Here is a 1,435-nt window from a genome sequence, read left to right on the forward strand (position 1 = left end):
CGGGTAAAGACGATTCTGGAAGCCAGATAGTGTGCGGCCTTTTAAATTTACCAAATAATATATTTCTGAATCGCCGGGCATAAAATAATTGGCTGTGATGCGCTGTGATAATAATTAAGGAAGGTGCGAATAAGCAGGTCATTTCTTCCCAAGCTGACTCGCTGATTAAAATTTCGCGGATCTGGGCCGATTTTTTTCCCGCAAACACATCGAATCAGCCTATTTAGGCTATTTTTTCCACCATTTCTGGCGTTATTTCCGGTTTTTACTGAGATCTCTCCCACTGACGTATCATTTGGTCCACCCGAAACAGGTTGGCCAGGGTGAATAACATCGCCAGTTGGTTATCGTTTTTCAGCAGCCCTTTGTATCTGGCTTTCACGAAGCCGAACTGCCGCTTGATGATGCGAAACGGGTGCTCCACCCTGGCACGGATGCTGGCTTTCATGTATTCGATGTTGATGGCCGTTTTGTTCTTGCGCGGATGCTGCTTCAAGGTTTTTACCTTGCCGGGACGCTCGGCGATCAGCCAGTCCACATCCACCTCGGCCAGCTCCTCGGCGTGTGGCGCTCCTTGGTAGCCGGCATCGGCTGAGACAAATTGCTCCTCTCCATGCAGCAGATTACCCAGCTGATTGAGGTCATGCTCGTTGGCCGCGGTGGTGACCAGGCTGTGGGTCAGGCCACTCTTGGCATCGACACCAATGTGGGCCTTCATGCCAAAGTGCCACTGATTGCCTTTCTTGGTCTGATGCATCTCCGGATCGCGTTGCTGCTCTTTGTTCTTGGTAGAGCTGGGTGCCTCAATGATGGTGGCATCCACCAAAGTGCCTTGGGTCATCATGACGCCTGCTTCGGCCAGCCAGCGATTGATGGTCTTGAACAATTGACGGGCCAGTTGATGCTGCTCGAGCAGGTGGCGGAAATTCATGATGGTGGTGCGATCCGGCAGGGCGCTATCCAGGGATAATCGGGCAAACAGGCGCATGGAGGCGATTTCGTACAGGGCATCTTCCATGGCACCGTCGCTCAGGTTGTACCAATGCTGCATGCAGTGAATACGCAGCATGGTCTCCAGCGGATAGGGCCGTCGGCCATTGCCCGCCTTGGGATAAAACGGCTCGATGACTTCCACCATGTTTTGCCATGGCAGAATCTGCTCCATGCGGGAGAGGAAAATCTCTTTTCGGGTCTGACGGCGCTTAGTGCTGAATTCACTATCGGCGAAGGTGAGTTGATGGCTCATGATGTCCCTCTGGGATGCGCTCCGGATGAATATGATGATCTCATATCAGGAACTTGTTCGCACCTTCCCTAGGTGATCTGGTGAAAAATGAGCATAAACCATTGTCATTTTAATGTCTGAATGCCCCAGAATATCTCGCAGTACCAGTATGTTTCCGCCATTCATCATAAAGTGACTGGCGAAAGTATG

At 51.4% G+C, this 1,435-nt stretch carries 3 protein-coding genes; all 3 read right to left on the reverse strand.

The annotated features are described in order from the left end of the window. A partial coding sequence (locus tag ABD353_RS39550; protein WP_344628561.1) for a hypothetical protein occupies nucleotides 1-208 on the reverse strand: 208 nt, incomplete at its 3' end. A gap of 57 nt (nucleotides 209-265) precedes the next feature. After that, the gene (locus ABD353_RS39555) at nucleotides 266-1,246 is read right to left on the reverse strand and encodes an IS5-like element ISKpn26 family transposase (protein ID WP_344628562.1); all 981 of its coding nucleotides are present in this window, start codon (nucleotides 1,244-1,246) and stop codon (nucleotides 266-268) included. 45 nt (nucleotides 1,247-1,291) lie between these two features. After that, nucleotides 1,292-1,435, reverse strand: a 144-nt coding sequence (locus ABD353_RS40660; RefSeq protein ID WP_425555353.1) for a tyrosine-type recombinase/integrase, incomplete at its 5' end; no start/stop codon positions are given.

This window comes from Kitasatospora arboriphila (assembly GCF_039528095.1).
GTDB lineage: Bacteria > Actinomycetota > Actinomycetes > Streptomycetales > Streptomycetaceae > Kitasatospora > Kitasatospora arboriphila.